Genomic DNA, 25,650 nt, shown 5'->3' with positions numbered 1-25,650 from the left:
CCTTCCCAGCGGGGCCGGGCCACGCCTACACTCCGGGCTCATGTCCGCAGAGCCCACGCCCCGGCGCGAAGTGGTCACGGGGGAGCCGCGGCGGGTCCGTCCGCTGCCCCGTTACCGCACCCAGTCGGAGATCGACGAGCAGACCGCCCTGGGCGGTGCCTACGTACGCTCGCTGATGCGCAGCCAGCTCCGCGCCGGAATCACCGCCTTCGCCGTGCTCGCGCTCGTCGCGGGCACCCTCCCCCTCGTGTTCGCCGCGCTGCACAGTTCGGCGCTCACCTGGGCGGTGCTCGGCTTCGGCGCCTATCCGCCGCTCACCCTGACCGCCTGGTGGTACGTCCGCCGGGCCGAACGCAACGAGAGCGACTTCGCCAGACTCGTGGAAGGCCGCCCCGCACCGTGAGCGAACCCGACCACATGGCGTCGTGGGTGGCGGTCGCCCTCGTCGTCCTGGCCACCGTCCTCGTCGGCGGATTCGGTCTGCGCATCTCCCGTACGACCTCCGACTTCTACGTCGCGTCACGCACCGTACGGCCCCGCCTCAACGCCGCCGCGATCAGTGGCGAGTACCTCTCCGCGGCCTCCTTCCTGGGCGTCGCGGGGCTGGTCCTCGTGCACGGACCCGACATGCTCTGGTACCCGGTCGGATACACCGCCGGATATCTCGTCCTCCTCGTGTTCGTCGCCGCGCCCCTGCGCCGCTCCGGGGCGTACACCCTGCCCGACTTCGCCGAAGGGCGGCTCGAATCGCGGCAGGTGCGCCGGCTGGTCAGCGTCTTCGTGGTCGGCGCGGGCTGGCTGTACCTCGTGCCGCAGCTCCAGGGCGCCGGGCTCACCCTGAAGATCCTCACCGGCGCACCCGGCTGGCTCGGCGATGTGCTCGTCGCCTCCGTCGTGGTGATCGCGGTCGCGGCGGGCGGGATGCGCTCCATCACCTTCGTCCAGGTGTTCCAGTACTGGCTGAAACTGACCGCCCTCCTCGTCCCCGCGATCTTCCTCGTGCTGGCCTGGCGGGGCGACGGGCAGCCCCGCGTCAGCTTCGACGCCGAGCTCTCCGTCTTCCGCGCCGACCACCCGCTCTACGCCACCTACGGGCTGATCGTGGCGACGTTCCTCGGCACCATGGGGCTGCCCCACGTCGTCGTCCGCTTCTACACCAGCCCCAACGGCCGCGACGCCCGCCGTACCACCGTCGCCGTCCTCGCCCTGGTCGGCACCTTCTATCTGCTGCCGCCCGTCTACGGGGCGCTGGGCCGGCTGTACGCCCCCGAACTCCGGCACGGACCGGACGCGGACGCCGCCGTGCTGCTGCTGCCCACCCGGGTCATCGGCGGTCTCGGCGGCGATCTGCTCGGCGCCCTCGTCGCGGGCGGCGCGTTCGCCGCGTTCCTGTCCACCGCCTCCGGACTCACCATGGCCGTCGCCGGAGTCATCACCCAGGACGTCCTGCCCTCGCGCGGGGTACGCCACTTCCGGCTGGCCACCGTGCTCGCCATCGCCGTGCCGCTGGGCGCCTCCCTGCTGGTCAGCCGGGTGCCGGTGGCCGACTCGGTGGGCATGGCCTTCGCGGTCTCCGCGTCGTCCTTCTGCCCGCTGCTGGTCCTCGGCATCTGGTGGCGGCGGCTCACCCCGCCCGGGGCGATGGCCGGACTGCTGCTGGGCGGCGGCTCGGCGCTGGTCGCGGTGACCATCACGGTCAGCGGCGCCGTACGGCCGCCCGGCTGGCCGCACGCCCTGCTCGCCTGGCCCGCCGTCTGGTCCGTGCCGGTCGGCTTCCTGGCGATGGTCCTGGTGTCGCTCGCCACCCCCGGCCGGATACCTCCGGGCACCAACGCCGCCATGACCCGCTTCCATCTGCCGGAAGCCCTCAGCTCCGGGAGGGAGCGATGACCGGGGCGGGGATCGCCGCACTCGCCGTACTGGCGGCGCTGCTGTCCGGCACGGGCTTCCTGCTCGGGCGCCGCACCGCGCGCCGCGTACGCCCCAGCGATGTCGGCACGCCCGTCGAACACGCCACGTTCGAGACCCTGCACACCGCTTCCCTCGCGGCGCCACCGCTGCGCGCCGGGCTCACCGAGGAGAGCGCCCGCAAGTCGGCCCGCGGACTGCGTTCGCTGCTGGGCACGGACGCGCTCTGCCTCACCGACCGCGACCGGGTCCTGGTCTGGGACGGTGACGGGCACCATCACGGCAAGGACGTGATGGACCAGGTCCAGAGCCTTCTCGGCAGTGGCCGCGACACCGCGTTCCCCAGTGACTGCGGCGACATCGACTGCCCGCTGCGGTGGGCCGTCGCCGTCCCGCTGACCGTCGACCACCGGGTCCTTGGCACGCTGGTCGCCTACGCGCCGCGGGAGTCGGCGGTGCTGGCCAGGGCCGCCGGCGAGGTGGCGCGCTGGGTCTGCGTACAGCTGGAACTCGCCGAGCTCGACCGCTCCCGCACCCAGCTCATCGAGGCCGAGATCAAGGCCCTGCGCGCCCAGATATCCCCGCACTTCATCTTCAACTCACTCGCCGCGATCGCCTCGTTCGTCCGGACCGACCCCGAGCAGGCACGCGAACTGCTGCTGGAGTTCGCCGACTTCACCCGCTACTCGTTCCGGCGCCACGGCGAGTTCACCACCCTGGCCGACGAATTGCACTCCATCGACCAGTATCTGGCGCTGGTCCGGGCCAGGTTCGGTGAACGCCTCGCGGTCACCCTCCAGGTCGCCCCCGAAGTCCTGCCGGTCTCGCTGCCGTTCCTCTGCCTCCAGCCCCTTGTCGAGAACGCCGTCAAGCACGGCCTCGAAGGCGCCGTCACGACCAGCCGCATCACTATCAGCGCCCTGGACGCCGGGTCCGAGGCCGAGGTCGTCATCGAGGACGACGGCATCGGGATGGACCCGGAGCGGCTGCGGCAGATCCTGCGCGGCGAGGGCGGCACGTCCACCGGCATCGGACTGCTCAACGTCGATGAGCGGCTGCGGCAGGTGTACGGCGACGAGTACGGGCTCGTCATCGAGACCGGGGTGGGTGCGGGCATGAAGATCACGCTGCGACTGCCGAAGTACCGCGCCGGGGTGCACGGTTCATGACCCGGCGCATGGCGGTGGTACGAAGACGCGGCGGCGGCGCCGGGCGGCCGCGGTGGGGTGGTCAGCAGAGATGGACCGCCAGATGCCCGAGCGGCAGCCCGAGCTGCCACGCGGGGGTCCAGACCTGGTTCTCCTCCCCGTCCCCCGGCTCCGACCCGTCCCTCAACTCCAACCCGTCGGCCCTGTCCGCCCTGTCCGCGTCGGCCCTGACCGCTCCGGCACTGTCCCTTCCGCGGCCCGGCGGCTCCCAGGGCGGCGGGCCGATAGCGCCGAGGTCCGCGGCGAGCAGTTCGGTCTCCTCCAGCCACCGCCAGGCGGCCCGCGCCAGCGCGAGATCGGGGTCCCCGGGTTCGCACCGCCGTGCCGCGTCGTCCAGCCGCTCGCACACCCACTGCCGCCATGCCGCCCCGTATGCCGTGAGCAGCCGGAGTTCAGTCACCCGCGCCTCCGGCAGGGCTCCGGCCACCGGACCGTCGCAGAGGAAGATCGTGAGTGCGAGGGCATCGCGCCCCGCACGGAACTCCAGCGTCGTCGGCTCCATCAGATCGCCGGTCCGCAGCAGCTCGTCGGCTATGTACTCCGTGTACATCCAGGCCATCGGAACCAGCGGCCCGCCCCCACCGGTCCCCTCGTCACGTTCGGGACGCATCCCGCCTCGCCTCTTTCCTCACTCGGCACCGGGCTTCACCGAGCATTGAACCGGGGGCGGGCGCCCCGCGTGGGCAGAAGAGCAGGATCGTTGAGGAGATACGAGGTTGTGATGGCCGCCGACCCCGGCGATGACCCGCATGTGCGGCAGCTGCTCGGCGCGTACGTCCTGGACGCGCTGGCGGAGGACGAGGCGTGCCGCGTCTCCGGCCATCTCCAGCTCTGCGACGGGTGCGCCGCGGTCTATGTGGAGGTGGCGGAGACCTCGGCCCTGCTCGCGCTGCTCAGCGAGGAGGACCTGCTGGACTGACCGTCCGCGCCGTAGCCGGGCAGGTTGCGCGACAGCAGCCGCAGCGCGTAGTACGAACGGGACTTGACGGTGCCGGGGGGAACTCCCAGGACCCGCGCCGTCTCGGCCACGCTCAGCCCCCGGAAGTAGATCTGCACCAGCACCGCGCGGTGCTCGGGGCTCAGCGTCCGTACCGCCTCCCGCACATCGAGTGTGCGGACCGCCGAGTCCGCGGTGTCCTGGGGCGCCGGGGCGGTCTCCAGGACGGCGTCGCTCACCTCGACGGGGCGGGCCCGGCGCGATCTGCGGGCGTCGATGGCGAGGCGGCGGCCGACGGTGAAGAGCCAGGGGCGCATCGAGTCGTAAGGGGCGTCGAACGCCTCCGGATGCTGCCAGGCACGCACCAGGGTCTCCTGGAGCAGGTCCTCGGCGCGTTGCCGGTCGCCGAACGTGAGACCGAGCAGGAAGTGGAACAGCGCGGGGCCGTGCTCCCGCTGCAACGCGGCGAGGGCCCGCTCATCGGTCGTCGTCCTGGTCATCGTGAACGTCCTCTCCCGCGAAGGCCCCTGTCGCCTCGCTGCCGCCTGCCGTATACGAACGCATTCGGGCGCGGAGGAACAGGCGGTACGCCGAGGCGTGCGACGAGCGGTCGCACAGTGCGGCGAATGGTGCGGTGAACGGTCACGGAGCCGTCGGGTGCGAGTGATACGACCGGTTCAGCTACTTACACGGCTTTGCTCCTTGAATGGCCCGTATGAAGATATGTGTAGTCGGATGGTCCTCATCATCCGAAACATGGAGCCGGGCAGATGACGAAGCGCATCCGACAGGGCGCGGTGGCCGCCATCGCGGCGCTGCTCGCCGCCGCGACCGGCTGCACGGGCCCGCAGCCCCCGCCCACCGGGGAGAGCGGGCCACGCACCGCCGAAGCCTCACCCGCGCGCGGGGCGAGAGGCGGAGGCGTCGACAGGCCGCGCGCCTTCACCCTGCTGGCCTCGGGCGATGTGCTGCCGCACGCCTCGGTCATCGACCGGGCCGCCGCCGACGCGGGCGGCCGGGGTTACGACTTCGCCCCGATGCTCGAAGGAGTCGCCCCGGTCGTCTCCCGGGCGGACCTGGCCATCTGCCACATGGAGACGGTGTACGGCCCCGAGGGCGGCCCGTACACCGGCTATCCGAACTTCACCTCGCCGCCCGAGGTCGCCGCGGGTCTGCGCTCGACCGGCTTCGACTCCTGCTCCACCGCCTCCAACCACAGCCTGGACGACGGCGCCGACGGCATCGGCCGCACCCTCGGCGCGCTGGACGCGGCGGGCGTCCGGCACGCCGGATCCGCCCGCTCCGCCGCCGAGGCCGCGCGCCCCACACTCCTGAGGGCGGGTCCGGGGAAACAGGCGGCCAAGGTCGCCCACCTCGCGTACACCCACGACACCAACGACATCCCGTTGCCCGCCGGGCAGCCCTGGGCGGTCAATCTGATCGAGGAGCGGAGGATCGTCGCGGATGCCCGCGCGGCCCGGCGCGCGGGCGCCGACGTGGTCGTGCTGTCCGTGCACTGGGGCACCGAATGGCAGGACGAACCGGACGAGGAGCAGCTCGAACTCGCCCGGCGGCTCACCGCGTCCGTGTCGGCGGGCCGCCCCGACATCGACCTGATCATCGGCACCCACGCCCATGTGCCGCAGGCGTACGAGAAGGTCAACGGCACGTGGGTCATCTACGGCATGGGCGACCAGATCGCCGGGGAGATGATCAACTACGAGGGCGCCCGGGACCCGCGCGGCAACCAGGGTTCCATGGGGCGCTTCACCTTCGCGCCGCCCGGCGGACCCGGACAGCGCTGGACGGTGCGGAAGGCCGAGTTCATCCCCCAGTGGTACGACACGGACGCCGGGCGTGTCGTCAGTCTCAACCCCGTCGGCGACGGCGACGGAGTCGACGACCGGCGCGAGATCCGCGACCGCGTCCGCACCGTGGTGCTCGGCCGGGGCGCGGGCCGCGACGGCCTCGTCATGGGGGAGTAGGCCGCGGTCATGGGAACAGGCCGCGCGGAAGGCGGTCGCCCGTCCTCCGGTCCCAACCGGCACCCCCGGTGCGGGGGTTGTCCACCGGGGCGGCGGACCCGCTCGCCGACGGCTACGGCACCACGGTGACGGGCCAGCGGCCCGCCTTCACCAGCCGGACCGCCACCGAACCGATGAACCGGTGCCCCGCCGACTCCGACGCGCCGACCACCACGGCGTCCGCCTTGAGCTCGTCGGCCGCCGTCACGAGCCCGTTGTACGGGTCACCGCGGAAGGTGTGGAACTCCCAGCGCACATCCCATATGTCCTTGAGCCGCTCCGTCGCCGCCCGGATCTCGCTGACCAGCCCCTCCGCGACCTCCCCCGTCGTGTCGCCGACCGGTGCGCCGAGCGAGGCGCCCGCGGGCATCACGGGCTGGACGTACACGAGGGTGAGCATGGCGTTCTGGCGGCGGGCGAGACCGGCGGCGTAGGCCGCTGCCCGCATGGAGGAGTCGGACCCGTCGAGGCCCGCGACGATCACCTTGGGACCGTCTGTGCCACGTTCGAACTGGTGGGGCTGCTGGTCTGTCACGGCACAGAGGTTATCGGCTGGTGCGGAGGGAGTCGCTCCGGGTGCCGCGGGGCCCGGAGCGGACCCGCCGGATGCCGTGGACGTGCTGCTTCGAATGGGTACAAAACGCCCATCACTCGGTGTCGTTGAGCGGGGCACGCGCCCGCCCGTGCGAGCAGTTGGCCATGAGACGTGATCAGACCTCACCAGGGCGCCGCACCGCGCTGAGGCTCGCCCTGGGCCTCGGGGCCGCCACCGCCGTGCACATGATCGCCGCCGATCCGGCCGCCACCCCCGCCCGTCCGGCGGGCACTCGGGCCGTCGCGGCCGCCGGGCCGCCCGCGAAACCACGGGGGAGACCCTCCGCCTACCGGCTGCAGCCGATGACCGGGAACGCTCCCGCCCGGTTCAGACCGGCGCCACCGCCGGTGCGCACCCGGCCGTTCGAGGAACTGCCCGGCCTCGGGCGCTCCATGGTGCTCAGCTTCGACGACGGCCCGGACCCGCTGTACACCCCGGACATCCTGGCCACCCTGCGCACGTACCAGGTCCGCGCGATGTTCTTCGTCTGCGGCGAGATGGCCGTTGACAACGGTGACCTGCTGCGCGAGATGGCGGCCGACGGCCATGTCGTCGGCAATCACTCCTGGTCGCACCCGCTGATTCCGAAACTCTCCCGGGCCGGCATCCACGACGAGCTGGGCCGCACCAGCGAAGTGATCGACCGCACGCTGGGCGGCCCGCCGCTCTGGTACCGGGCCCCCTACGGCGCGTGGAACCGCGACTCGTTCGAGATCGGCGCCGAACTGGGCATGGAGCCGATGGCCTGGACCGTGGACACACTGGACTGGACGACACCCGGGACCGGCACCATCGTGCGCCGGGTCCTGGACGGGGCCGCGCCCGGCGTGGTCGTCCTCTCGCACGACGCGGGCGGCAACCGTTCGCAGAGCGTCGCCGCGCTCCGGCGCTACCTGCCCGAACTGCTGGACGACGGCTACCGCATCACGGTGCCGCACCGCGACTGACGCACGCCGACCGAGGGACGGTGCCCCCGCGACTGCCGGGGGCACGCGCCCGCGCACCGTCGCCGGGCGCCCCCCCCGCGTACGGCTCAGCGGGTCTCGACCAGGCGGGCGAAGGCGACCACGTTCCCGTCGTACCCGCCCGCCTTGGAGTAGCCGCCTCCGCAGGTGATCACCCGGAGCTCCGCGTGCCCCGTGTCGCCGTACACCCGGGCGCCGGGGAAGTCGTTCTTGGCGAACACCTCCACCCCGTACACCTCGAACACCGCGACCCTGCCGTCGTAGCGGGTCACTTCGACGTGGTGGCCCTTGCCGAGCGAGCCCAGCCCGTAGAACACGGCGGGCCCCGACATGTTGTCGACATGCCCGACGACCACGGCGGTGCCGCGCTGGCCGGGCGCGATGCCGTTCTGGTACCAGCCCGCGAGGTTCGGGTCCTCCGGGGGCGGTGCGTCGATCCAGCCGTTCGCGTCCAGGTTCACATCGATGATCGGCGCGTCGACGTCGATGGACGAGATCTTCACACGGGAGGCGGGGGCGTACGGCAGGGGCTGGACCGGTTCGCCCTCCACCGGCGGACCCGGTGCGTCCTGGCCCTTGTCCAGCGATGCGGCCGCGGCGGGCTGCGGTGGGCCTGCCGGGGTGTCGGCACCGTTCCGCATCAGGGCGAGGCCGGTGAGCATCACCAGGGCGACAGCGCCCCAGGGCACGCGTCTGGTCCGCCCGGCGCCAGAGTGGTACCGGCCCATGGTTCTCCCTTCGTCGCGACGATTGGAACGTTAGGTGCGGTGCGGCAGGGTGGCGATCAGGGAGGGGCGAACGGGTGGCGGCGATGACAGGGCCACCGGGGGACTGCTCTTCGGAGTAATGAGCGGATAAAAATTCTGACGGTCTGTGACCTGCGGCTCCGTCAGGCCCCGGGCTTTCGTACGGCGTGTCGGCTCACCGGGGTGGAGCAGCGTCGAAGTGCGACGTGCCGGGGAACTGGTGAGGGTTCGTCATGGGGCGCGTTCTCGTCGATCCATCCCGGAGGAAAGACTCCGGGGCGTGCCCCGCTGGAGGTTCACACGATGCGTGCTTCACGCGCTCTCGCGGTCACCGCGACTGCCTTCGCGGCCGTCGGGCTGTCGGCCCCGCTGGCCGCTGCCGGTGGCAGTACCGGCAACACTCCGACCCGTGTCACCGTCCACCCCGCCGCGGTCCACCAGGGCGCCACTCTGCACGTCAGCGCGCAGGGGTGCCGCAACGGCGGCAGGGTGTGGTCGAACGCCTTCCCCACCACCGAGCTGTCGGGCGGGCGCACCGGGCACGCCACGGCGCACATCCGCCACCACACCACTCCGGGGCACTACAACCTGTCCGTGCGCTGCAACGACAACGAAGTCGGCGGGCGCGGCGGTGATGAGGGCATCGGCGGTAACGGAGGCAACGGCGGCGACGGCGGAATCGCCACGCACAAGTTCACCGTGCTGGCGGGCATGGGCGCGGAGGGCGGCCTCGGTGGCTCCATGAGCCCGAGCTCCGTGGACATGCAGGTCGGCGGCGGTCTGGTGGCCGCGGCGGCCGTCGGAGGAGCTGTCTTCATCGTCCGTCGTCGGCGGTCGAGCAATGCGGCGTTCTGAGGCGTCGAACCTCCCGCCCGGCCCGATACGCCCGTCGCCCCGAGTCCTGCGTCAGGACCCGGGGCGACTGTCGTGCGACCGCGTGTTCCGCAGGATCAGTGCTGGCGGCCGGCGGCGCGCCGGCGTACGAAGTAGAGGGTTCCGGCGGCTGCTGCCACCACCAGGGCCGTACCGGCGGCGAGTTCCGAGGGATCCATCGTTCCGATGCTGCCGCCGAGCCCGCCGGTCACGCCGCCGGGTGGCGCGATGGATGTGGAACTGGCCGTGGGCACCGAGGTGGCCGGAGTGCTGGTGATGGTGAGGTTGACGCTCTTGCTGGCGCCCGTGGCGCCGCAGGCGAACGTCACCGGGTAGACGGCGCCCCGCTTGGCGGCCGAGTTGACCGTGGCGCTGGCGGACGGGCTGCCGCTCGGGATGACCGTCGTTCTGAGCGCACCCGAGGTGACGGTCGTCGCGCCCGTGCACCCGCCGCTGCCGAGCGTGACCCGACCGCCCGGCGCGATCACCGAGGGAGCGACGGTCGGATTGAACGTGGTGTTCGTGCCACCCGCCATGGCGTGGGTGGCCGGGGTCAGCAGGGTGAGTGCGGTGGCGCCGAGCAGGGCGACGGGTGCGACACGTATCGCGCGCATGGTGAATCCTCCGGTCCCCGAGGAGCAGCTGCGGAACGAATTTCCACAAGGAATGAGAAATGCGCCTCGATGCCCGAAACGCTAGAAGCGGCGCATATCACCCGCGATCGGGGTCCGGCGAATGGGGCAGCCTTGTCCCCCGGCCGGCGCACCGGTCAGCGCACCGGCCGGGGGAGCGGCGCCGTCAGCGGGTGGCGTGCGGGAACAGGTCGATGAAGGGGGCGGTGGTGGCCGAGATACCCCGGCCGAAGGGCGAGTCGAAGTCCCAGATGAGGAAGAGCAGGAAGGCGATGAGCGCGCTGAAGAGGCCCGCCAGCAGCAGTTCGCGGAACGTTCTGCGGATCTGCAGCGTGAAGATCAACCCCACCGTCACCAGCGCTCCGGTGATCAGGCCGAACCAGACCACGCCCGGCATGGTGGCTCCGGCCATCTGGCTCCGGGAGCTGCGGGCGTCGTCGGCCGCGGCGACCTGGTCGATCAGTGGCTGATATGCCTGCCCCTCGTGGTCGGTCCTCGGCTCGTATGCGGTGACGTCCGCGCGGACCCGGTCCAGGAGGCGGGTTCCCCGGTCGCTGAGGCTGCCGCGTTCGGACATGGTCCGCCACTCGTCGTGGACCACATGGCTGACGTAGGCGTCGACATCGGTACGGATGCGGTCGCGGACCTCGGCCGGGTAGACGGAGGAACGGGCCCGCACCTCGTGCAGCGCCTGGGCCTCCAGCCGTACCGACTCCTGGGCGGCGCTGCGGCCCTCCCAGACACCGGCGATGGCGAGGCCAAGCACGATCGCGTACACCACGCCGATCATCATCGTCATGTACTCGATGACGTCAGGTGTCTCGGACGGATCGTCGTCCTCGCCGACGCGGCGATTGTTGAGTATGGCGATGGTGAGGACGACGGCACAGGCCGACGCCATGGCAATGGTGAGAACAAGCCATTCCGACATGGAATTCTCCCTCGGTCAGCGGGACGAGCGGGGCCGGAGCACGGCGACGGCGAATACCGCGGGGGCGGTGATCAGCAGAGTCAGGGAGACCAGCGAAGGCCCGCCGCGCGGCGCCTTGTGTGTCGCCTTGCGGTACGTGGGGAGCGCCACGGGCCGGGGGGACGGGGGCGTCGGGCGCAGCGAGGGGGTCGGCGAGGGCGAGGGCGTGGGTGGTGGCGCGGGCTCCGGTTCCGGATCCGGCGGTGCGGGTGCGGGTGCGGGTGTGGGTGCACGTGCAGGGGCCGGAGCGGGAGCGGGAGGCGGCGGCGGTGGCTCGGGAGGCGGTGGCGGTGGCGGTGGTGGTGGCGGGGGAGGCGGTGGTGGCTCGGGCCGTGGTGGCGGCGGTGGTTCGGGCTTCGAGATCGCCTCGCACTTCGCTCCGCCCGCCACGGCAACCGCGGAACCGCCGTCGCCCTGCCCGATCGAGGCCACCGCGCAACTGTCGGCGGACGTGGGCAGCGGCACGGCTATCAGCCAGATGAGGACGGCGGCCGCGGTGAGCCGCCCGATGCGTGATCCGTACACGACGGGGAGCATGGTCGCCGCCGGAGGGTGACACGCGGTTCCGGCAGGGGATTCGCCTGATAGTGGGGACAATTCACGGTTCGTGTTTGCCGCGGACGTTTCTGGTGCCGGGGTGAAGGCGGGGGAGGACACCAGCACGCCCCGGCCGCGGTGATGGCAGCAGCCCCGAGCGCGCTGAAGGACTCGTCTCCGGGCCGGCCAATGAGCAAGTCGTCCGCGGTACTTGGTTCGCCGTCACGGCCGATGGGAAGAAGGCGGTCCCGCGCGCCGACAACGCCGTCAGAGGGATTCCCGTCGAGAAGGGCTGTATGACGGTCATCCGGGTCCCCGAAGGAATCCGCGGGGCCGATGGCCGGGCCGCACGGGCGATTGCCCCACGAAGTGGCCGGTCGTCACCGGTGGAGAGGAATTCGGTGGATGGCATCACGGCCAAGAGGCGGGTCATCTTCAGCCGTTCCGCGTCCCGGACATCAAACGGCGTCGATCGACTGCCGTCGGTCTATACCTTTTCCGGTGACATGAGGCCGGGCATCAACGGCCAAGGAGACGGCGGCACATGATACGCGCCTGGATCGACGACGAACGCGCCGGTGTACCGGAGTGGTCCCGGGGCGACTCGGTGGCTATTCGCTCAAGTCGCTTCCGTGGAGCGGAAAACGGCGCCTGACGTACCGGTCCGTCGCGGAATGCGCACACGCAGCGACGGGCCGTCCCGCACATGTCACTGGTGTGTGACCAATAACGGACCGCTAATTTCCGTTTCCGCTCGCTCTCCTGGCGGCCGATCAGTAGCCTCTGGTCAACACTGACCATGAACATGGCCGGATCGCCGTGGCGACTTGTTGGAGACATCGATGGAGCGTCCCGCCTGGGCACCGCAAGGCATTGACATTTCGGTGCCGAGCGTGTCCCGAATGTACGACTTCTATCTGGGCGGATCGCACAATTTCGAGGTGGACCGGGAAGCGGCACGCAAGGCCATGGAGTTCATGCCCGGCCTTCCCAAGATCATGCAGGCGAACCGGGCGTTTATGCGCCGCGCGGTGCGCTACGCCACGAGTGCGGGTATCAGTCAGTTCCTGGACATCGGCTCCGGCATACCGACCTTCGGCAATGTGCATGAGGTCGCCCGGGCAGCCGACCCCGAGTCCCGGGTGGCGTACGTCGACCACGACCCGGTCGCGGTCGCGCACAGCCAGGAGGTACTGGAGGGCGACGACCGTACGGTCGTCGCCGCCGCCGATCTGCGCCGGCCCCAGGAGATCCTGAACAGCCCCGAGGTCGGCAGGCTGCTCGACCTCGACCGGCCGGTGGCGCTGCTGCTCGTCGCGGTGCTCCACTTCATCGAGGACGCCGACGACCCGTACGCCGCGGTCGCGGAACTGCGCGAGGCGCTGGCCCCCGGCAGCCTGATCGTCGTGACCCACGCCTCGTACGAGGGGATCCCGCTGACCGAGGCGGAGGCGAGCGGGACCGTCGGCGTCTACCGCGCCATCCGCAGCCCGCTCGTCATGCGGTCGCGCGCCGAGGTCAGCAGATTCTTCGAGGGGTACGAGATGGTCGAGCCGGGCCTCGTCTCCATGCCGCACTGGCGTCCGGACACCCCGGTGGTGCCGGAGCAGGAGGACCCGTTCGCCTTCTCGGGCTTCGCAGGGGTAGGACACAAGGCGTGAGCATTCCCGCCCAGGCGTCCGGTGAGCCGGACGCGGAACCTGACGGACCGGAAGACCGGCTCCGAAGATTCGCCACGATCTGGAGCCGGGCCGTCTTCCCCGCGACGGCCACCTCCCTGACCCGCCCCGAGTTCGAGCAGCATCTCCTGCCGCTGGCGCGGGAGCTGAACGAGATCCTGCACGCGCGCCCGTTCGACGCGGGTCCCGCCCAACGGGTGGGCGCGGCGCTGGTCGAGGCGCACTGCACCGACCCGGACGCCCTCAGCTCCACGCTCGGCGTCGTCGACTCGTACCTGGTCCTCTACTGCGGAGGAAACGGGCCGGAAGGGCTGTCCACCGAGGACGGCAGGTCCCGCTGCGCACGGATGCAGCACGCGATGGCGGGCGGCTTCACGCAGGCGCTGCGCGATCGGACGCTGTCCGAGCAGGAGGCCATCGCCCGCTCGGCGCTCGCCGCCCGCTCCCACGCGGAGCAGGTCCTGCACGCCACGGAGGCGCGCTTCCGTGCCGTCTTCAGGGACGCCGCCATCGGCATCGGCATCGCGGATCTGGACGGCAACGTCCTGGAGGTGAACGACACCCTCACCCGGATGTTCGGCGGCCTGGACCACCACGTCCGCAGCCACAAGCTGAACGAGTGGGTCCACCCCGAGGACTCGCCGCACGTGTGGAAGTACTACAACGAGCTGGTGCGCGGCGAACGCGAGCACTACCGGGTCGAGAAGCCGTACTACCGCAACGACGGCACGGTCCTGTGGACCAACCTGACGGTGTCGCTGCTGCGGGACGCGGAAGGCCGCCCGGAGTACCAGCTCGCGCTCCTGGAGGACACCACCGAGCGACGACTCCTCAATCTGCGGCTGCGCTACGAGGCCACCCACGACGCGCTCACCGGCCTGCCCAACCGCACCCTCTTCTTCGAACGGCTGGAGAAGGCCGTCGCGGCCAGGAACGGCACCCGCTTCGGGCTCTGCTACCTCGATCTCGACGGCTTCAAGGCGATCAACGACAGCCTGGGGCACGCGGCCGGCGACCGGCTGCTCGTCGAGGTCGCCGACCGGCTGCAGAGCTGTGCCACGGCTCCCGGCGAGATGGTGGCCCGGCTCGGCGGGGACGAGTTCGTCGCGCTGACCACCGGACCGGACACCGCGGAGGAGGTCGACGAACTCGCCTGCCGCATCCTGAGCGTGCTCGCCACCCCCATCCGGCTCGACGGCCGGGAGCTGACCGTGCGCGGCTCCATCGGCATCGTCGAAGGGCCCTCCGGGGAGCGCAGCGCCGCCGAGGTGCTGCGCAGCGCCGACATCACGATGTACCGGGCCAAGTCGGCCGGCGGCAACCGCTTCGAACTCGCCGACCCGGAGGCCGACGCGCGTGCCATCACCCGGCACGGGCTGACCACGGCGCTCCCCGCGGCGCTGGACCGCGGTGAGTTCTTCATCGAGTACCAGCCCCTCGTGCACCTGGGTGACGGGAGTGTGCACGGCGCGGAGGCCCTGGTGCGCTGGTGCCATCCGCAGCACGGGGTGCTCGGCCCCGACCGGTTCATCCCGCTCGCCGAGCACACCGGGCTGATCGTGCCGCTGGGCCGCTGGGTGCTGGAGGAGTCCGTCCGGCAGGCCAACTTCTGGCAGGAACGGCACAGTGACGGCGGCCCGTTGCGGATCAACGTCAATCTCTCCCCGACCCAGCTGCACCACCCGCGGCTGGTCGCCGAGACGGTCGACGTGCTGGAACGTTCCGGCCTGGAACCGGGGGCGCTCTGCCTGGAGGTCACCGAGTCCGCGTTGATCGGAGCCGACGACGATCTGCTCAAGCCGCTGCGCCAACTGGCGGAAATGGGCGTCGACATAGCGCTCGACGACTTCGGCACCGGCTACTCCAACCTGGCCAATCTGCGCCGGCTGCCGGTGAGTGTGCTCAAGCTGGACCGGTCCTTCACCCAGGGCATGCAGCAGCACCCGGCCGATCCGGTCGACCTGAAGATCGTCGAAGGCATCGTGTCGCTGGCGCACAGCCTGGAGCTGGCCGTGACGGTGGAGGGCGTGGAGACCGGGGCCCAGGCGCAGCAGCTGCGGGAGCTCGGCTGCGACACCGCCCAGGGCTGGTACTACGCCCGTCCGGGCGCCCCGGACCGCATCCACTCCCTGCTGCTGGCCGACGCCGTGTGACGGGTGCGCCGGGCGGTCCCGCGACCGCCCGGCGCCCCGGAGGCGACCTCAGCCGACGGACGGGTCCGGTCTTCCGGCCCGTCCGTCGATCGAGGACAGCAGTACGCGCTGGAGCTCCCGTGCCGCCCGCGGCGGGGCCACATCGCTGCGGTGCGCGAGCGCGATCGTGCGGCGCAGTCCGGGCCTGGCCAGCGGTGTGGTCCGCAGATCATGGCCCGAGCGGGTCGCGACCATGCTCGGCACCACGGCGATGCCCAGACCCGCCCGCACGAATCCCAGGACCGCGTCCATCTCGCCGCCCTCCACCGTGAACGACGGCTCGAAGCCCTCGGCGCGGCAGGCCGCCACGGTCAGCTCCCGCAGGTCGTAGCCGTGGCGGAACATCACCAGGGGCGCGCCCCGCAGATCGGAGATCCGGACGCTGCCGCCGCGCCCCGGCGCACGCTCCGTCGCCGCCGACACCACCACCAGGTCCTCGTGCAGCAGCTCGATCGTGGTCAGCGCGGGCGAGGCGGACGGCAGGGGCAGTACCACCAGGGCGAGATCGAGCGCACCGCGGGCCAGTTCCCGTACGAGGTCGTGCGAGCCGCCCTCCTCCAGCAGCAGCTGGATGCCCGGATGCAGGTCGTGGAACGCGCGCAGGACGTCCGGCAGCAGTCCCGTGCAGAGGCTGGGCGTCGCCCCGAGCCGGACGCGACCGCGCCGCAGCTGTACCAGCTCCTGCACCTCGTGGCGGGCGGTGTCGGCGTCCGCGAGGATCCGGCGGGCCAGCGGCAGCAGCGCCTCGCCCGCGTCGGTGAGGGTGATGTTGCCCCGGGCCCGGCTGAACAGCTCGGCGCCCAGCTCGTTCTCCAGCGCCTTGATCTGCTGGGAGAGCGAGGGCTGGGAGACATGAACGGCCTCGGCGGCACGCGTGAAGTGCCGGGTTTCGGCGACGGCCACGAAATAGCTGAGCTGTGGGAAGTGCATGACACCGACCCTAGCGCCGTACGATAGCCAATGCCTATGGACATGAGCCACACCATGTCTTGGACTGATGAGGTCTTTCGGCCCTAGCGTCGTGTCCATGGCATTGGCAACACGGGCGGACCGACGGCCGTCCATGACGCGTACGCTCTGGGACTCGTCCGTCGGCAAGAAGACGATCATGGCGTTGAGCGGCCTGATCATGCTCGGTTATCTGGTCGTCCACATGGTGGGCAACCTGAAGATCTTCTTCGGGTCCGGCGAGTTCAATCGCTACGCCCACTGGCTGCGGACGCTGGGCGATCCCTTCCTGCACTACGAGTGGGCCCTGTGGATCGTCCGCGTGGTGCTCGTCCTCGCCGTCGTGCTGCACGCCGTCTCCGCGTACCAGCTGAGCCGCCGCGACATCAGGGCGCGCCCCGCCAAGTACGTCCACAAGAAGCCGCGGGCGAGCTACGCCACCCGGACCATGCGCTGGGGCGGCATCGTCCTCGCGCTGTTCATCGTCTGGCACATCCTCGACCTGACGACCGGCACCGCGCACCCGGGCGGCTTCCAGTCCGGGCGGCCCTACCAGAACGTCGTCGACACCTTCTCGACCTGGTACGGGAACACGGTCTACATCGTGGCCATGCTCGCCCTGGGACTGCACGTGCGGCACGGCTTCTGGAGCGCCGCGCAGACCCTCGGCGTGGGCAGCGCCACCCGCGACCGCATCCTCAAGACCCTCGCCAACCTCCTCGCCGCGGCGCTGACGTTGGGCTTCATCTCCGTACCCGTCGCCGTCATGGCCGGATTGGTGAGCTGACATGACCGACTACTCCCGCTACGCGACGGGCGTGCCCGTCGTCGACACCAAGGCCCCCGAGGGACCCGTCGCCGAACGCTGGGACACCCGGCGCTTCACGGCCAAGCTCGTCAACCCCGCCAACCGCCGCAAGCACACCGTCATCGTCATCGGCACCGGCCTGGCGGGCGGCTCGGCCGGCGCCACGCTCGCCGAACAGGGCTACCACGTCGTCCAGTTCTGCTTCCAGGACTCGCCCCGCCGCGCCCACTCGGTCGCCGCCCAGGGCGGCATCAACGCCGCGAAGAACTACCGCAACGACGGTGACTCCGTCCACCGGCTGTTCTACGACACGGTCAAGGGCGGCGACTTCCGCGCCAGGGAGTCCAACGTCCACCGGCTCGCCCAGATCTCCGTGGAGATCATCGACCAGTGCGTCGCCCAGGGCGTCCCCTTCGCCCGCGAGTACGGCGGGCTCCTCGACAACCGTTCCTTCGGCGGCGTCCAGGTCTCCCGCACCTTCTACGCCCGGGGCCAGACCGGACAGCAGCTCCTCCTCGGCGCGTACCAGGCGCTGGCGCGGCAGATCGCCGCGGGCAACGTCGAACTCCACGCGCGCACCGAGATGCTGGACCTGATCGTCATCGACGGAAAGGCCCGCGGCATCGTCGCCCGCGACCTGATCACCGGAAAGATCGACACCTACTTCGCCGACGCCGTCGTCCTGGCCAGCGGCGGCTACGGCAACGTCTTCTACCTGTCGACCAACGCCATGAACTCCAACGCCACCGCCATCTGGCGTGCCCACCGGCGCGGCGCCTACTTCGCCAACCCCTGCTTCACCCAGATCCACCCCACCTGCATCCCGCGCACCGGCGATCACCAGTCCAAGCTGACGCTGATGAGCGAGTCGCTGCGCAACGACGGCCGTATCTGGGTCCCCAGGGCCAAGGGCGACGAGCGCCCCGCGAACGAGATCCCGGAGGACGAGCGCGACTACTACCTGGAACGCGTCTACCCGGCCTTCGGCAACCTCGTGCCCCGCGACATCGCCTCCCGCGCCGCGAAGAACGTCTGCGACGAGGGCCGCGGTGTCGGCCCCGGCGGACAGGGCGTCTACCTGGACTTCGCCGACGCCATCGCGCGGATGGGCAGGGCCAAGGTCGAGGAGCAGTACGGCAACCTCTTCGACATGTACGCGCGGATCACCGCGGAGAACCCGTACGAGACACCCATGCGGATCTATCCGGCCGTGCACTACACGATGGGCGGCCTCTGGGTCGACTACGACCTCCAGACCACCGTCCCCGGGCTTTTCGCGATCGGCGAGGTGAACTTCTCCGACCACGGGGCCAACCGGCTCGGCGCCTCCGCGCTCATGCAGGGCCTCGCCGACGGCTACTTCGTCCTGCCGTCCACGATCAACGACTACCTCGCCCGCAACCCCCACACGGAGACGGTCGACGCGGACCACCCGGCCGTCGCCGAGGCGGTCGCCGAGACCGAGGACCGTATCAATCTGCTGCTCTCCGTCGACGGCGACCGCACCCCCGACTCCTTCCACCGCGAGATCGGCGAACTCATGTGGGAGTTCTGCGGCATGGCCCGCACCGAGGAGGGACTGCGCAAGGCCCTCGAACGGATCCCGCAGATCCGCGAGGAGTTCTGGCGCCGCATCAAGGTCCCCGGCACCGGCGAACAGTTCAACCAGTCGCTGGAGAAGGCGAACCGCGTCGTCGACTACCTCGAACTCGCCGAGCTGATGTGCCTCGACGCCCTGCACCGCGCCGAATCCTGCGGCGGCCACTTCCGCGAGGAGTCACAGACCCCGGACGGGGAGGCCGCCCGCCGGGACGAGGAGTTCTCCTACGCCGCCGCCTGGGAGTTCTCCGGCACCGGCGAAGCCCCCGTCCTGCACAAGGAAGACCTCGTCTTCGAGTATGTCCACCCCACCCAGCGGAGCTACGCATGAAGCTCACCCTGCGCGTCTGGCGCCAGCAGAACGCCGAGACGCCCGGCGCCATGGCCACCTACGAAGTCGACGGCATCTCCCAGGACATGTCGTTCCTGGAGATGCTCGACACCCTCAACGAGGAGCTCATCCTCGGCGGGGACGAGCCCGTCGCCTTCGACCACGACTGCCGGGAAGGAATCTGCGGCGCGTGCAGCCTCGTCATCAACGGTGACGCCCATGGGCCCGAGCGCACCACCACCTGCCAGCTCCACATGCGGTCTTTCCGGGACGGCGACACGATCGACATCGAGCCCTGGCGGGCCGCCGCCTTCCCGGTCGTCAAGGACCTGGTCGTGGACCGCTCGGCCTTCGACCGGATCATCGAGTCCGGCGGCTACATCTCCGCCCCGACCGGCACCGCCCCGGACGCGCACGCCACCCCCGTGCCCAAGCCGGACGCCGACTTCGCCTTCGAGCACGCCGAGTGCATCGGCTGCGGCGCGTGCGTCGCGGCCTGTCCCAACGGCTCGGCGATGCTCTTCACCTCGGCGAAGGTCAACCACCTCAATGTGCTCCCGCAGGGCGCACCCGAACGCGAGACCCGCGTCCTGGACATGGTCGCGACCATGGACGAGGAGGGCTTCGGCGGCTGCACCCTGACCGGAGAGTGCGCCACGGCCTGCCCGAAGGGCATTCCGCTGCCGTCGATCGCCGCCATGAACAAGGAGTGGCTGCGGGCGACGCGCAAGGTCCGCCGCTGACCCGGCCGGCACACAACGCCCCTGACCCCGGGGCCCGGAGGCCGCCCGCCTCCGGGCCCCGGGTGTCCGGAGCGGATCACTTGGTCACCGCGCCCCGGGGCCGGTCGCAGGGCCTTCGCCGGGTACGGGGCCCAGCCGCAGAGCCCTCGCCAGGTACGGGGCCGTTCGGCTGCCCGCCGCCCGTGCCACCTGGGCCGCAGTGCCCGTCGCGACGATCCGGCCACCCTGGTCACCGCCTCCCGGCCCCAGGTCGATGACATGGTCCGCGCCAGCCACCACCGCCATGTCGTGCTCCACGACGACCACCGTGTTGTGCGCGTCCACCAGCCCGTGCAACTGCCGCATCAGCACCTCGACATCGGCCGGATGCAACCCGGTCGTCGGCTCGTCGAGCAGATACAGCGTGTGCCCGCGCCCGGTGCGCTGGAGCTCCGCGGCCAGTTTGATCCGCTGGGCCTCGCCGCCCGACAACTCCGTCGCGGGCTGGCCCAGCCGCAGATAGCCCAGCCCGACATCGAGCAGCGTGCGCAGACTGCGCTCGGCCGCGGGGGTCCCCGCGAAGAACGTGGCAGCCGACTCCACCGTCAGGTCCAGCACCTGCGCGACGGTGAGCCCGCGCAGCGTGACCTCCAGCGTCGCCGGGTTGTAGCGCGCGCCATGGCAGTCCGGGCAGGGCGCGTACGTACTGGGCAGGAACAGCAGTTCCACGGAGACGAACCCCTCGCCCTGACAGGTCTCGCACCGCCCGCCCGGCACATTGAAGGAGAACCGCCCCGCCCGGTATCCGCGCGCCCGCGCCATCTCCGTCCGCGCGAACAGCTTCCGTACGACATCGAAGAGACCGGTGTACGTGGCCAGATTCGACCGGGGCGTACGGCCGATGGGCTTCTGGTCGACCTGGACGAGCCGGTCCACCGCCTCCAGCCCCTGCGCCGACGCGCAGTGCTGCGCCACCCGCACCTCGGGCAGCCCGGCGGCGGCCGAGGCCTGCCGGTCCGCGAGTACCCCGGCCAGCACCTGACCGACCAGGGTCGACTTCCCCGAACCCGACACACCGGTCACCGCGGTGAACACCCCGAGCGGGAACGCCGCGTCGACGCCGCGCACATTGTGCCGGTCCACCCCGTTCAGCCGCAGCCACCCGGCCGGCGCACGCGGTTCCCGTACCGGCGGCGGATCCTCGTCGAACAGGAACCGTCGCGTCGCGGACCGGGCCACGTCGGCGAGTCCCGCGGGCGGTCCGCTGTGCAGCACCTGCCCGCCGTGCTCCCCGGCCAGCGGCCCCACATCGACCAGCCAGTCCGCCTGCCGCACCACGTCCATCTGGTGCTCCACCACGAACACCGTGTTCCCGGCCTCCTTCAGCCGGCCGAGCACGGCGAGCAGCGACTCGGTGTCCGCCGGATGCAGCCCGGCCGAGGGCTCGTCCAGCACGTACACCACCCCGAAGAGCCCCGACCGCAGCTGGGTGGCGAGCCGCAGCCGCTGCAACTCGCCCGAGGACAGCGTCGGAGCCGTACGGTCCAGGCTGAGATAGCCAAGACCCAGCTCGGTCACCGTCCCGATGCGGGCCAGCAGATCGGCCGTCAGTACCCGCGCCGTCTCCTCGCCGCCCGCGCGGGACAGCACCCCGGCGAGCTCGGCGAGGGGGAGCGCGGCGAGCTCGGCAATCGTCCGCCCGCCGAAGGTGACGGCCATCGCCTCCGGCCGCAGCTTGGCGCCCGCGCAGACCGGGCACGGCGCGCTGGTCAGAAACCGCTCCGCCTTCGCCCGCAGCGTGGGGCTCTTGGAGTCCGCGAACGTGTGCATCACATAGCGCCGCGCGCTCATGTACGTGCCCTGGTACGGGCGTTGGATGCGGCCCGCGTCGCGCACCGGATGGACCGTCACCACCGGCTGCTCGTCGGTGAACAGGATCCACTCCCGGTCCCCGGCCGCCAGTTCCCCCCACGGCCGGTCGACGTCGTACCCCAGGGCGTCCAGCACGTCGCGCAGATTCTTGCCCTGCCAGGCTCCCGGCCACGCGGCGATGGCCCCGTCCCGGATCGACAGCGAAGGATCCGGTACGAGGAGTTCCTCGGTGGTGCGGTGGACGCGGCCGAGCCCGTGGCACGCGGGACAGGCCCCGGCGGCGGTGTTCGGCGAGAACGCGTCGGAGTCCAGCCGCTCGGCGCCCGCCGGATAGTCCCCGGCCCGGGAGAACAGCATGCGCAGCGAGTTGGACAGCGTGGTGACCGTCCCCACCGAGGAACGCGATCCGGGCGCGGAGCGGCGCTGTTCCAGGGAGACCGCGGGCGGCAGCCCGGTGATCTCGCCGACGGCGGGAGCGCCGACCTGGTGGATCAGCCGGCGGGCGTACGGGGCGACCGACTCGAAGTAGCGGCGCTGGGCCTCGGCGTAGATCGTCCCGAACGCCAGCGAGGACTTCCCGGAGCCCGAGACGCCGGTGAAGACCGTCAGGGTGTCGCGCGGAATGTCGACGTGGACGTCCTGAAGGTTGTGCTCCCGGGCGCCGCGCACGCGGACGTACGGATCGTGGGGGGTGGGCATCGGGGCGTGGCTCCGTACGAGATCTGGGCGGGGCGGCGAATTCGGGTCAAGCGGTTCGATTCTAGGCACCGCGGCCGTTGCCCTGTCGGATGACGTACGGGGCGGGGTCACGCGCGCACGGCGGAAGCGGGGCCGTCCGTGTGCGGCCGGTGCGGCGTGCGGGAGGCCGGCCGGCCCGTGATCCGGGACAGTCGCGTCAAGGAGTCCAGCAGGCCCTGGCGGTCGTAGGTGCTGGTCGTGACCAGCACCTCGTCGGCGCCGGTCTCCCCGATGGCCGTGTCGAGCTGCGCGGCCACCTGCTCCCCGGTGCCGTGGATGTGCCCGCGCAGCCCCTGTTCGAACAGGCTCCGTTCCTTCGCCGTCATCGTGAGCGTCTCGATGCGCTCGGCGGGTGACAGCGGAGGGAAGGTGCCATGGGTGCGGGAGTAGGCCAGGGACCAGGATTCCGGCATCAGGAGCCGGAGTGCGTCCTCTTCGGTCCCGGCGACCGCTACCGTGCCCGCGACGACCACATAGGGCTCCGTCGACCAGGCGGAGGGCCGGAAGTCCCGGCGGTAGCCCTCGACGGCCCGCAGCAGCTTTTCCCGGCCGCGCAGATCACCGACGACCAGGGGCAGCCCGGACGCCGCCGCGATCCCCGCGCCCTCGCCGGTCGCGAGCACGTACGGGGGAACGCGCAGTCCCTCCGCGGGCAGCGCGTGCACCTGCGGATGGGCCCGCTGGGTGCCGTCCAGCCAGCCGAGAAGTTCGGTGAGCTGACCGGCGAAGTCCTCGGCGTCCCGCTTGTCGCGGCCCAGTGCTCTGCGGATGCCGTCGGTGAACCCCACGGAACGGCCGAGGCCCATGTCGATCCGCCCCGGGAACAGCGAGGCGAGCACCCCGAACTGCTCGGCGACGACGAGGGGCTGGTGATTGGGCAGCATCACGCCGCCGGTGCCGACCCGGATGGTGGAGGTCGCGGCGGCCACTGCGGCGGCCAGCACGGTCGGCGCCGAACCCGCGACCCCCGGCACGCTGTGGTGCTCGGAGACCCAGAAGCGGTGATAGCCCAGCGACTCCGCCTCCCGGGCCAGCCGCACGGTCTCGCGCAGGGCCTCCGGGCCGTCGTGACCCTCACGGGTGCGGGAACGGTCCAGGACGGAAAAGCGGGTCGACGCGATCACAGAGCTCACGCACTGTTCAACGTCTGCGGCCCGCCAGGATTCCCGTGCCTCCCTAAGCTGGGGGCGTGAGCGACGACGCGCGGCCACTGGCCGTTTTCGACCTGGACGGGACACTTGCCGACACTGCCCACCGGCAGCACTTCCTGGAAGGGCGGACGAAGGACTGGGACAGCTTCTTCACCGCCGCCGTCGACGATCCACCGCTGCGGGACGGGGTGGCTCTGGCGCTGACGAGCGCCGAGGAGTGCGAGATCGTCTATCTGACCGGGCGGCCGGAACGCTGCCGCCGGGACACCGTGGACTGGCTGGCCGGCCAGGGGCTGCCCGAGGGCGGCCTGCACATGCGGCGCAACGGCGACAGGCGACCGGCTCGCCGCACCAAGCTGGACATCCTGAAGCGGCTGGGCCGGGCGCGCGCGGTGCGGGTCTTCGTCGATGACGACGAGTTGGTCTGCGATGCGGCCGAGGTGGCCGGATTCACCGTGGTGAGGGCCGACTGGGCGCAGGCCCACGCATCCCTGAAGGATGCGCAGGAGCGGGAGGGGCGTACGTGATCAGGCGTTTCAGTCGAGCCGGAAACCGACCTTGAGTGCGACCTGGTAGTGGGCGATTCGGCCATCCTCGATATGCCCGCGCACCTGGGTGATCTCGAACCAGTCGAGATTGTGCAACGTTTCCGAAGCCCTGCTGACGCCGTTCCGGATCGCCGCGTCGATTCCCTCCTCGGAGGTTCCTACGATTTCGGTCACCCGATAGGTGTGATTAGGCATGGTATGTCTCCTCTCCTGTGACCACGGTGCCTCAATACGAGTTGCCGCGCGAGAGGGAGGGTTCGACCGGCCCGGCCCTGTCCGGGCCTTGACCTTATTAATGGTCCATACCAAAATCCAGCCACACGCCCGTGCGAGCGATGCCGCCGCAGTCCCCCACACCGGGTTCTGATTCCGTCGTGCCGTTTCGCAGAAGGTGACCTAGTGAAGAACCGCATACTCGCCGGAGCCGTCGCGCTCGTTTCGTCCGTCGCGCTCGGTGGGTGCGGCTATTTCTCGGACTCCGGTTCCGGTGGCCGCACGGTGACGGTCTGGCTGATGAAGGACAGTGTTTCCCAGGGATTCCTGGACAAGTTCACCGCGTCGTACGAGGAGGAGCACCCCTCCATCGAACTGGAGTTCAAGATCCAGGGGTGGAGCGACATCGGTCCCAAGATCATCACCGCGCTCAAGGGGGACGACGCCCCGGACGTCATCGAGGTCGGCAACACCCAGGTGGCGCAGTACGCGGAGAGTGGCGGCCTGCGTGATCTCACCCTCGAATCGATGCGGGACCTGGGCAGCGACGACTGGCTGCCCGGACTCGCTCAGCCGGGCAGCATCAACGGCGTTCAGTACGGCATCCCCTGGTACGCGGCCAACCGGGTGGTGATCTACAACAAGGAGATCTTCGAGCAGGCCGGCGTCGAGTCTCCGCCGAAGACCCGCGACGCGTGGATCGAGGCGGGCGAGAGGCTCAACACCAACGGGAATCAGGGCATCTACCTCGCGGGCCAGAACTGGTACGTCCTGGCCGGGTTCATCTGGGACGAGGGCGGAGAGCTGGCCGACGAGAACGGCGGCGACTGGGAGGGCGCCCTGGCCTCGCCCGAAGCGCTCAAGGGCATGCGGTTCTACAAGGAACTCCAGGCGCTCGGTGACGGCCCCCTGGACGCCGACGAGGAGAAGCCCCCGCAGACCGATGTCTTCGCCGAGGGCAATGTCGCGCAGATCATCTCGGTGCCGGGGGCCGCCTCGCTCATCGAGCAGAAGAATCCCGAACTCAAGGGAAAGCTCGGCTACTTCCCCATCCCCGGGAAGACCGCGAAGAATCCCGGCTCCGTGTTCACCGGCGGCTCGGACCTGATCGTTCCGAAGAACGCCGACCAGCGCAGCGCGGGCATCGACGTCGTCAAGGCGCTGGCGAGCGAGAAGTGGCAGACGGAACTCGCCCGGACGATGAGTTACGTGCCCAACAAGCCGAGCCTCGCCCATGTCATCGAGGGCGAGGAGGGCACCGCGGCGATGGCCGTCGGAGCCACCCGGGGCCGCGCCACCCCCAACTCGCCCCAGTGGGCGGCCGTCGAGGCCGAGAACCCGATCAAGCCGTACATGACGGCGGTCCTCCAGGGCGGCGATCCGGCCGAGGAGGCCGAGGCGGCCGCGGAGCGCATCACCGCGCTGCTCGCGGGCGGCTGAGCCGCGGGAGGAGG

The 25,650-nt window shown here is 71.0% G+C and carries 26 protein-coding genes; 15 read left to right on the top strand and 11 right to left on the bottom strand.

All coding sequences use genetic code 11. The features are described 5' to 3' along the window. Nucleotides 1–40 precede the first annotated feature (40 nt). The 3 genes from OG413_RS31565 to OG413_RS31555 are packed head-to-tail and all read left to right on the top strand — an operon-like array spanning nt 41 to nt 3,077. Nucleotides 41–403, top strand: a complete 363-nt coding sequence (locus tag OG413_RS31565; RefSeq protein WP_266811578.1) for a hypothetical protein — start codon at nt 41–43, stop codon at nt 401–403. Further along, nucleotides 400–1,890 carry a cation acetate symporter gene (locus OG413_RS31560; RefSeq protein ID WP_266811576.1) on the top strand — a complete coding sequence of 497 codons (1,491 nt, stop codon included), beginning with the start codon at nt 400–402 and terminating at the stop codon, nt 1,888–1,890. The genes OG413_RS31565 and OG413_RS31560 overlap by 4 nt, the downstream gene beginning before the upstream one ends. Beyond that, nucleotides 1,887–3,077, top strand: coding sequence for a sensor histidine kinase (locus OG413_RS31555; protein WP_266811575.1), 1,191 nt, complete (start codon nt 1,887–1,889; stop codon nt 3,075–3,077). The genes OG413_RS31560 and OG413_RS31555 overlap by 4 nt, the downstream gene beginning before the upstream one ends. A gap of 61 nt (nt 3,078–3,138) precedes the next feature. On the opposite strand, the gene OG413_RS31550 is transcribed toward OG413_RS31555, so the two are convergent. Further along, a complete protein-coding gene (locus OG413_RS31550; RefSeq protein WP_266811573.1) occupies nt 3,139–3,726 on the bottom strand; it encodes a hypothetical protein in 588 nt (195 codons plus the stop codon). A gap of 111 nt (nt 3,727–3,837) precedes the next feature. Here OG413_RS31550 and OG413_RS31545 point away from each other — a divergent pair, with 111 nt between their 5' ends. Further along, nucleotides 3,838–4,035 (top strand): zf-HC2 domain-containing protein, encoded by a 198-nt coding sequence (locus OG413_RS31545; protein WP_266811571.1) that lies wholly within the window; start codon nt 3,838–3,840, stop codon nt 4,033–4,035. On the opposite strand, the gene OG413_RS31540 is transcribed toward OG413_RS31545, so the two are convergent. Continuing rightward, nucleotides 3,969–4,553 (bottom strand): sigma-70 family RNA polymerase sigma factor, encoded by a 585-nt coding sequence (locus OG413_RS31540; protein ID WP_266811569.1) that lies wholly within the window; start codon nt 4,551–4,553, stop codon nt 3,969–3,971. The two genes, OG413_RS31545 and OG413_RS31540, sit on opposite strands and share 67 nt — an antisense overlap. A gap of 270 nt (nt 4,554–4,823) precedes the next feature. Here OG413_RS31540 and OG413_RS31535 point away from each other — a divergent pair, with 270 nt between their 5' ends. Continuing rightward, nucleotides 4,824–6,038 carry a CapA family protein gene (locus OG413_RS31535; RefSeq protein ID WP_266811567.1) on the top strand — a complete coding sequence of 405 codons (1,215 nt, stop codon included), beginning with the start codon at nt 4,824–4,826 and terminating at the stop codon, nt 6,036–6,038. A gap of 112 nt (nt 6,039–6,150) precedes the next feature. Here OG413_RS31535 and OG413_RS31530 read toward each other — a convergent pair whose 3' ends face one another. Further along, nucleotides 6,151–6,612, bottom strand: coding sequence for a universal stress protein (locus OG413_RS31530; RefSeq protein ID WP_266811565.1), 462 nt, complete (start codon nt 6,610–6,612; stop codon nt 6,151–6,153). Nucleotides 6,613–6,776: 164 nt separating this feature from the next. Between OG413_RS31530 and OG413_RS31525 the strand changes: the two genes are divergently transcribed. Next, on the top strand, nt 6,777–7,619 hold the full coding sequence (locus OG413_RS31525; protein WP_266811563.1) for a polysaccharide deacetylase family protein: 843 nt from the start codon (nt 6,777–6,779) through the stop codon (nt 7,617–7,619). 86 nt (nt 7,620–7,705) lie between these two features. Here the strand turns inward: OG413_RS31525 and OG413_RS31520 are convergent, their stop codons facing one another. After that, on the bottom strand, nt 7,706–8,365 hold the full coding sequence (locus tag OG413_RS31520) for a class F sortase (protein ID WP_266811561.1): 660 nt from the start codon (nt 8,363–8,365) through the stop codon (nt 7,706–7,708). Between the two features lie 321 nt (nt 8,366–8,686). Between OG413_RS31520 and OG413_RS31515 the strand changes: the two genes are divergently transcribed. Then, a complete protein-coding gene (locus OG413_RS31515; protein WP_266811559.1) occupies nt 8,687–9,238 on the top strand; it encodes a hypothetical protein in 552 nt (183 codons plus the stop codon). Between the two features lie 95 nt (nt 9,239–9,333). On the opposite strand, the gene OG413_RS31510 is transcribed toward OG413_RS31515, so the two are convergent. From OG413_RS31510 to OG413_RS31500, 3 genes are all read right to left on the bottom strand, one after another. Further along, nucleotides 9,334–9,870 carry a hypothetical protein gene (locus tag OG413_RS31510; protein WP_266811557.1) on the bottom strand — a complete coding sequence of 179 codons (537 nt, stop codon included), beginning with the start codon at nt 9,868–9,870 and terminating at the stop codon, nt 9,334–9,336. 184 nt (nt 9,871–10,054) lie between these two features. Further along, entirely contained in the window at nt 10,055–10,819 is a 765-nt protein-coding gene (locus tag OG413_RS31505) for a DUF4239 domain-containing protein (protein WP_266811556.1), read from the bottom strand. Between the two features lie 15 nt (nt 10,820–10,834). Further along, the gene (locus OG413_RS31500) at nt 10,835–10,969 is read right to left on the bottom strand and encodes a hypothetical protein (protein WP_266811554.1); all 135 of its coding nucleotides are present in this window, start codon (nt 10,967–10,969) and stop codon (nt 10,835–10,837) included. A 112-nt stretch (nt 10,970–11,081) separates the two neighbouring features. Between OG413_RS31500 and OG413_RS31495 the strand changes: the two genes are divergently transcribed. The 3 genes from OG413_RS31495 to OG413_RS31485 all read left to right on the top strand — a co-directional run bounded on the left by OG413_RS31495 (nt 11,082) and on the right by OG413_RS31485 (nt 15,227). Next, the gene (locus tag OG413_RS31495) at nt 11,082–11,414 is read left to right on the top strand and encodes a hypothetical protein (protein ID WP_266811552.1); all 333 of its coding nucleotides are present in this window, start codon (nt 11,082–11,084) and stop codon (nt 11,412–11,414) included. A gap of 823 nt (nt 11,415–12,237) precedes the next feature. After that, nucleotides 12,238–13,056, top strand: coding sequence for an SAM-dependent methyltransferase (locus tag OG413_RS31490; protein ID WP_266811550.1), 819 nt, complete (start codon nt 12,238–12,240; stop codon nt 13,054–13,056). Beyond that, nucleotides 13,053–15,227 (top strand): bifunctional diguanylate cyclase/phosphodiesterase, encoded by a 2,175-nt coding sequence (locus tag OG413_RS31485; protein ID WP_266811548.1) that lies wholly within the window; start codon nt 13,053–13,055, stop codon nt 15,225–15,227. Before OG413_RS31490 ends, OG413_RS31485 begins: the two co-directional genes overlap by 4 nt. A 48-nt stretch (nt 15,228–15,275) precedes the next feature. On the opposite strand, the gene OG413_RS31480 is transcribed toward OG413_RS31485, so the two are convergent. Further along, complete coding sequence (locus OG413_RS31480; RefSeq protein WP_266811546.1) at nt 15,276–16,196, bottom strand: LysR family transcriptional regulator; 921 nt, start codon at nt 16,194–16,196, stop codon at nt 15,276–15,278. A gap of 97 nt (nt 16,197–16,293) precedes the next feature. Between OG413_RS31480 and OG413_RS31475 the strand changes: the two genes are divergently transcribed. The 3 genes from OG413_RS31475 to OG413_RS31465 are packed head-to-tail and all read left to right on the top strand — an operon-like array spanning nt 16,294 to nt 19,695. Continuing rightward, nucleotides 16,294–17,001: a succinate dehydrogenase gene (locus OG413_RS31475; RefSeq protein ID WP_266811544.1), complete on the top strand. Its 708-nt coding sequence runs from the start codon at nt 16,294–16,296 to the stop codon at nt 16,999–17,001. A gap of 1 nt (nt 17,002) precedes the next feature. Further along, nucleotides 17,003–18,952 (top strand): fumarate reductase/succinate dehydrogenase flavoprotein subunit, encoded by a 1,950-nt coding sequence (locus OG413_RS31470; protein ID WP_266811542.1) that lies wholly within the window; start codon nt 17,003–17,005, stop codon nt 18,950–18,952. Then, on the top strand, nt 18,949–19,695 hold the full coding sequence (locus OG413_RS31465; RefSeq protein ID WP_073721137.1) for a succinate dehydrogenase/fumarate reductase iron-sulfur subunit: 747 nt from the start codon (nt 18,949–18,951) through the stop codon (nt 19,693–19,695). The genes OG413_RS31470 and OG413_RS31465 overlap by 4 nt, the downstream gene beginning before the upstream one ends. Nucleotides 19,696–19,779: 84 nt before the next feature. Here the strand turns inward: OG413_RS31465 and OG413_RS31460 are convergent, their stop codons facing one another. Together OG413_RS31460 and OG413_RS31455 are read right to left on the bottom strand one after the other, a co-directional pair. Beyond that, the gene (locus OG413_RS31460; RefSeq protein ID WP_266811541.1) at nt 19,780–22,245 is read right to left on the bottom strand and encodes an excinuclease ABC subunit UvrA; all 2,466 of its coding nucleotides are present in this window, start codon (nt 22,243–22,245) and stop codon (nt 19,780–19,782) included. Between the two features lie 107 nt (nt 22,246–22,352). Continuing rightward, nucleotides 22,353–23,417: an MsnO8 family LLM class oxidoreductase gene (locus OG413_RS31455; protein ID WP_266811539.1), complete on the bottom strand. Its 1,065-nt coding sequence runs from the start codon at nt 23,415–23,417 to the stop codon at nt 22,353–22,355. A gap of 56 nt (nt 23,418–23,473) precedes the next feature. Between OG413_RS31455 and OG413_RS31450 the strand changes: the two genes are divergently transcribed. After that, nucleotides 23,474–23,962, top strand: a complete 489-nt coding sequence (locus OG413_RS31450; protein ID WP_266811537.1) for a hypothetical protein — start codon at nt 23,474–23,476, stop codon at nt 23,960–23,962. Nucleotides 23,963–23,971: 9 nt separating this feature from the next. Here the strand turns inward: OG413_RS31450 and OG413_RS31445 are convergent, their stop codons facing one another. Next, a complete protein-coding gene (locus tag OG413_RS31445) occupies nt 23,972–24,178 on the bottom strand; it encodes a dodecin (RefSeq protein ID WP_266811535.1) in 207 nt (68 codons plus the stop codon). A 204-nt stretch (nt 24,179–24,382) separates the two neighbouring features. Here OG413_RS31445 and OG413_RS31440 point away from each other — a divergent pair, with 204 nt between their 5' ends. Beyond that, entirely contained in the window at nt 24,383–25,636 is a 1,254-nt protein-coding gene (locus OG413_RS31440) for an extracellular solute-binding protein (RefSeq protein ID WP_266811533.1), read from the top strand. The last annotated feature ends 14 nt before the right edge of the window (nt 25,637–25,650 follow it).

The sequence above is a fragment of the Streptomyces sp. NBC_01433 genome, from assembly GCF_026340105.1.
Lineage (GTDB): Bacteria > Actinomycetota > Actinomycetes > Streptomycetales > Streptomycetaceae > Streptomyces.
This window is presented reverse-complemented; position numbering and strand designations above follow the sequence as displayed.